This is a genomic window from Flexithrix dorotheae DSM 6795 (genome assembly GCF_000379765.1).
Taxonomy (GTDB): Bacteria; Bacteroidota; Bacteroidia; order Cytophagales; family Flammeovirgaceae; genus Flexithrix; species Flexithrix dorotheae.
Genome location: NZ_KB903471.1, coordinates 21,116 through 27,392 on the forward strand (window position 1 = coordinate 21,116; position 6,277 = coordinate 27,392).

Here is a 6,277-nt window from a genome sequence, read left to right on the forward strand (position 1 = left end):
TTGCCTCAGGTGCAGAGCACCCTATAGACAACAAGAGCCGGATATCCTAAAAATATTCAGAGGATACTTCAAGCTGGGAATATTTTTCAATAACCGTCATTTTGATTGAGGTTAGGATTTACATCCCTTGCAGCTTGGGGTATAGGCCATAATTCGTGTTTTCCCTTCTGAAATCCATACGGATTCAAAACTTCTTCTAATTTTCCTAATCTTTTTAAATCAAACCACCTTTCTCCTTCGCACAAAAATTCCTTCCATCTTTCATCTAATACCGCTTCCAGGAAGGCCTCTTGACCTAAACCCTGGGGTAAATTAGTCAATCCAGCCCTATTCCTCACCTGGTTAATTGCATCGTACGCAGTCCCGTCTGGTCCGCCTTTTATTTCATTCACTACCTCAGCATACATTAATAAAACATCAGCATAGCGAAGAATCGGATAATTGATCATTCCGGCATCAGTTGCTTCTACATTGGGAAGTAAGGCATCATTGTATTTATTGATAAACCATTGATTAAAGGATACACCCTGACCTTCATTCCAAACACTATTCATTTTTCGTTTGTCACTTTCCTCATACGCATCTACAATTTTTTGGTCTGCAGCATAAACGCCATAAATAAACCCATGACCGGAAAGCTTATCGGAGTTAAGGTATTGAATTATATCACTATTCACCGGTCTCAAACCATACTGTATTTCGAAAATGGATTCAATAATGTTATTTTCATTATTAACTTTAAATACATCGGCATAATTTTGAAATAGCGAACGCGTACCAATTACCTTTTCCAGTGATTCAAGTGAATTAGAGTAATCATTTCTTGTAAGATAAACCTTTGCCAGTAAAGCGTTTGCAGAAATTTTGTTGGCCCTTCCAGGTGTAATGCTATTCTCGGGTAGGCTCTCCGAAGCACTTTCTAAATCTGAAATAATCTGATCAAAAATTACCGATTCATCTGATCTTTCGATATCAAGTCCTGTAGTAGAAAGAGATGGCTCAATTCGGAATGGTACATCTCCAAAAACTCTCACCAAATTGAAATATGCCAAAGCCCTTAGAAATTTTGCTTCTCCAATAATTGTACTTTTCAGGTTTTCATCGCTATAGTCTCTTTTTTCTACTTCAAAAATTAATGTATTTGCACTATTAATCAACTCATAGTGATTCATATACAAGTCGGCAAAAATTCCCAAACTAGCATCAAATGTGAAATCATCAAACGCTAAAGCAGAACTCCCTCCTGCCCCAGAACCTTTTGTTAAAACATCAGCAGACATATCCGCTACAAGATCAATACCCAAACCGGTATAAAGCGGCTGGAGTTGACTGTAAACCCCATTTAGAGCTGTTGTCGCTTCATTAAGGGTATTGTAATAACTATTTAGTGAAACCAGACTTTTGGGGTTTTCCTCCAGAAAATCCTGGCAACTAAATAGCAATCCTAAACTCGATAATCCAATAATTATATATTTGAAATATTTCATTTTCATTTTACATTAAAATCCAAAATTTAAACCAATCATATACACTTTTGCGGAAGGATAAGAAGCATAATCAAATCCTATTAAAGTATTACTTTGTGGGTTAATATTTACCTCAGGGTCATATCCCCTATAATCGGAAAGCAACCATAAGTTTTGCCCGGAAACATATACTCTGGAGGACCTCAACCATTTAATGTCCAGGTTATCAACAGGAAGATCGTAAGATAAGGTAAGGTTTTTTAACCTTATGTAAGAGCCATCTTCAATCCACCTGGAATGACTCTGCCTGAAATAAATGTAGGGAGGATTTCCCGCTCTTGCCACATCCGTGTCTTCATTAACTCCGGGAATAAATCTGTTAAGTACGGTAGTGGAATTATTTTGCCTGCCATTCAGAAATTCATGTTCTAATTGGGTCATATTATAAATTTCATTCCCAACAGAAAACTGGAATAGAAAGTCAAGGCTGAAATTTTTGTATTTTAAACTGTTATTAAAACCACCAATGAAGTCCGGAAGTGCATTTCCTATTACTGCTCTATCCTCATTGTTAATGATATTATCCCCATTTAAATCTACAAACCTTCTGCTTCCAATATAATCATTGCCCGATTTTGGTGCATTATCGAGTTCGGTCTGGTTTTTTATAATTCCATCATTGATATAACCTACAAAATTACCAATTGGCTCTCCTTTCCTAATTAAACCTACAGCCTGCCCTTTGAATAAATTATAATCAGAACCAATATATCGCTCATTTTCTTCACCAAAATCCAACACCTTATTTCGGTTAGCAGAAATATTAAATTGTGAAGTCCAACTGAAGTCACCTTCAAAATTTACTGTGTTTAAAGCCAATTCAAAACCTTTATTTTCAACCGCACCAATATTATTGAATGAATTAGCAAAACCAGAAGAAAAAGGCAGTCTCACCTGTAGCAGTAAGTCATCAGTTTTCTTATAATAGATATCCCCGGTTAATGCAATTCTTCCCGAAAAGAATTCTACATCAAATCCTAAATTAATTTGCTTAGTTGTTTCCCATTTTATATCAGGATTTCCGATTTGGGTGGGTACATATCCAATAGAGGGAGATTCATTATTATAGGGATACCGGTTAATACCCAGGGTAGAAATGGTTTGGTATGGAGGGATTTCCTGGTTGCCTGTAATACCAGCACTAAACCTTAACTTTAGGTCATTCATTAAGCTTTGGCCCTGAAAAAATTCCTCATCCCCTATTCTGTAGGCAATTGCTGCTGAAGGAAAGAAACCAAACTTATTGTTTTCTCCGAATTTGGAAGACCCATCTGACCTTCCTGAAAACGTAAATAATAACTTCCCTTTGTACCCATAATTTATCCTAAAAAGATAAGAAAGTAACGACCAGTCAAAATAATTGGAATAGGACGGGTCTATAATGTTAGCTGATTGTAGAGAATACATTTGGTTTACATCTGTAGGAAAATCTCTTCCCGATGCTCCCAGTCTTTCACTGGTATATTTTTGTGAGGTCATTCCAATTAAAGCATTAAAAGAATGATCCGTACCTAATGTTGTATTATAACTTAGCGTATTTTCATTTAGCCAGCTTATACTTTGCAAATTTCCTATACTTGCAGCTCCATTTGGTGCAGTTCTCCCCTGAATAATACTACTCGGTAAATAACTATTTTCTTTATTAGAAATAATGTCTGCTCCAACCATAACCTTAAATTTTAAATTTTCAAGGATGGAATATTCGGCAAACAAATTTTCTAATATCCTTACAGTACTACTTTTCTGTGTGGCTAAAGTAGCAAAAGCAACAGGATTACCATTCGGTGTATTAGCCTGATTTCCTCCCCCATCTCCTTTGGTATCACTGTTGTTATCCGATGTAAATTCACCATTTTCATCTCTTACTGGTATTACCGGATTATAGAAAAGAGCATCCTGAACAATATTACCTGCTCCTGGTGATTGTATGGAATTAGTTCCGGATCTTCCACCTCCAGTTCGTGCCAGATTGGACGAAAGGTAACTTAAGTTCAGATTGTTTCCAATTTTGAGGTTTTTACTGATGTCAGCATCTAAATTGGCTCTTAAAGAGTACCTTTCAAGATCAGAGTTAATAATTACTCCATCCTGTTTAAAATAATTGGCTGAAATAGCATAGCGAACAGCGTCAGATCCTCCATTAAATGTCAATTGGTAGTTTTGAATTGGGGCAGTTCTGAAAATTTCATCCTGCCAGTTGGTACCTTCGCCCATTGCAGCTACCTCTTCATCTGAATAAGTAGGAAGTCCATTCCCATTTTGTCCACGGCCATCTACAAAAGCCATGTTTCTGAATTCTGCGTATTGCCTTGCATTGAGCACAGGAATAGTTTTGATTACTTCCTGAGTACCATAATAGGTTTCAAAATTGACTTTCCCTTTTCCAGATTTTCCCCTTTTGGTGGTAATTAAAATCACCCCATTTGCCCCTCTTGAGCCATAAATTGCGGTAGCAGAGGCATCTTTCAAAATTTCAATATTTTCAATATCTCCCGGATTAAGAGTGGCAAGTACGTTTAATGCCGGAGCCCCACTTACAGCCCCGGAGGAAGAAGCATTATTATCGTTATAATAGGGAAAACCATCAATTACATAAAGCGGTTCGTTGGAAGAATTAATGGAGTTTCCACCCCTTATTCTAATAGAAGTAGCACCTCCCGGTTGCCCGGTTTGTTGTGTTACTTGTACTCCGGCTGCTCTTCCACTCAAACCCTGATCGAATGAAGATACGGTTGACTTAGCCAATTCTTTTGCTTTCACTGAACTTACTGAGCCTGTAAGGTCACTTTTTTTCACCGTTCCGTATCCCACTACTACGACCTCTTCCAATTGTTCCATATCTGGTTTCAAAGTAATATCTAAAGTGGATTGATTACCAATTCCCACTTCCAGAGTTTCAAAACCAATAAAACTGAATTGCAGCACTCCATTTTCAGGAGCGCTCAGGCTATATTTTCCATTAAAATCGGTAGTAGTACCATTATTGGTTCCCTTTATTAAAATACTCACTCCCGGTAGAGGCTCTCCATCTTCAACTGAAACTACCTTTCCGGATATCATTTGCTGCTGATAAACATAACTTTCCTCAAATGAAATGTCATTTGGGATAATGGTTTTTTTTACACTTATGTCCCTGTTTATTCGCTTAAACCTTAAGTTTTCTTCTTTGGAAATATACCTTAAAACATCTGCCAATGAAGCATTATTAAAATGTGCAGTATATAGTTTTTTACTTTTTACAAAATCCTTTTTGTAGTGAAATTTAAATTTGGTATTGGCTTCAATTTCATCAAAAACCTCCTTGAGGTCAGAGTTGTTAAAAGCAAGGTCTACATAAATTTCCTCTATACTTTTCTGTGCCAGTGTATTACTGGCAAGAAGTAGGTTGCAAAGAATGGCCTGTATAAAGAGGCCTAATAATGTATACTTAGACATTACAATTATTTGTTGTATTATTCTCAATTTCATATTTTTATGAAGATTTCTGGTGTGACATGTTTTTTACATCAGGGAGATTCTTCCTGCTATTGCCTTATCTAGCTCGACCAAAAGTTTGAAAAAGGCGATGGTGGGAAGTTTTTGTTTTTAACTACTGTTTATCATTTTCATTTTCAATTATTTATTTATCCTTTTTTAATTACAAGACTGATAAAAACTCCGGAAATGGCTATTCCCAAATCATTTTATCCTAATTTCCTTTCGAAATAATTACTTTACTATCCAAAATTTTATATTGGAAATCTCCAGCATAACTTAGTGTTTCCAATACTCTTTCCAATGATTTATTATTAAATTCTCCTACATAGCCTTTTCCCATATCCACAGTGGTTTGAAGTTCAAACTCTACACCATACCACTGTTCAAGTCGCTTTACAATTTGAGCAAAACTTGCTCCTTTAAACACAAGGTTACCATCTTTCCAGGCCCAGGAGTCCAGCAAATATTCCCGCTGAACCAGTTTGTTGTTTAATTTATTAAAAGTTACGGCCTGTTTATCCTTTAAAATAATTTTGTCATTCTTACCAGATACCTCTATACTGCCTTCAAAAACATCAATGTCTACATTGTTATATTCTTTGTAGGCAGACACATTAAAAGCTGTTCCCAAAACCTTTACCGCCACTTCACCACTTTTGATTATAAATGGACGATCGGGATTTTTGGCTACTTCGAAGTATGCTTCCCCTTCTAAGACTACTTCTCGGGTAAGGCCTGAGAATTTTTCAGGAATGATAATTTTGCTTGCAGCATTCAGGTAAACTTTAGTACCATCACTTAATTTAATAGTAGATCTCATTCCCGAAGGGTTGATTTTTTCTACCAATTCGGGTAAACCGGTTTCCGATATTTCCTGAGGAACAGATTGGTATTGATTAATTGTAATGACACTTATAATTATTAAAGCAACGGCTGCCGCAATTTTCCAACCCAAATATTTTAATCCACCAGTTTTTACCGGGTTATGGATTGATTTCTGGAATTGAGGAATTTTTGATTTTTCCTGATTTACTTTTGAAGTAAATCTTTCTAATATTTTATCTTTCCGGCTTTCCTGCTCTCCTAAATCCCAGTAATAGGCAATATGTTGGAAAGTGTCTAAGTTTTTCTTGCTTTGATTTAGCCAGGAATTCAGGGCAGCTTTTTCATTCTCGTTGGCTTCTCCAGAAAGTTTCTTAGCAATCAACTCATCTATATCTTCAAAATTTTTCACCTGCTTCTATTTCAATTAATTCTCAATTTTTGTGGCTGGG

Annotated in this window: 3 protein-coding genes; all 3 read right to left on the bottom strand. The window is 36.3% G+C overall.

Going from position 1 to position 6,277, the window contains the following annotated elements:
* Positions 1-86: 86 nt before the first annotated feature.
* The 3 genes from A3EM_RS0129905 to A3EM_RS0129915 all read right to left on the bottom strand — a co-directional run bounded on the left by A3EM_RS0129905 (position 87) and on the right by A3EM_RS0129915 (position 6,237).
* On the bottom strand, positions 87-1,487 hold the full coding sequence (locus A3EM_RS0129905) for a RagB/SusD family nutrient uptake outer membrane protein (protein ID WP_169513432.1): 1,401 nt from the start codon (positions 1,485-1,487) through the stop codon (positions 87-89).
* 12 nt (positions 1,488-1,499) lie between these two features.
* Complete coding sequence (locus A3EM_RS0129910) at positions 1,500-4,961, bottom strand: SusC/RagA family TonB-linked outer membrane protein (RefSeq protein ID WP_020531937.1); 3,462 nt, start codon at positions 4,959-4,961, stop codon at positions 1,500-1,502.
* 253 nt (positions 4,962-5,214) lie between these two features.
* Positions 5,215-6,237: a FecR family protein gene (locus A3EM_RS0129915; protein ID WP_020531938.1), complete on the bottom strand. Its 1,023-nt coding sequence runs from the start codon at positions 6,235-6,237 to the stop codon at positions 5,215-5,217.
* Between the last annotated feature and the right edge of the window lie 40 nt (positions 6,238-6,277).

Excerpts from the sequence above, each read along its gene's own strand:
- A3EM_RS0129905 (WP_169513432.1), bottom strand. The coding sequence starts at position 1,487 with ATGAAATATTTCAAATATATAATTATTGGATTATCGAGTTTAGGATTG.
- A3EM_RS0129910 (WP_020531937.1), bottom strand. The coding sequence starts at position 4,961 with ATGTCTAAGTATACATTATTAGGCCTCTTTATACAGGCCATTCTTTGC.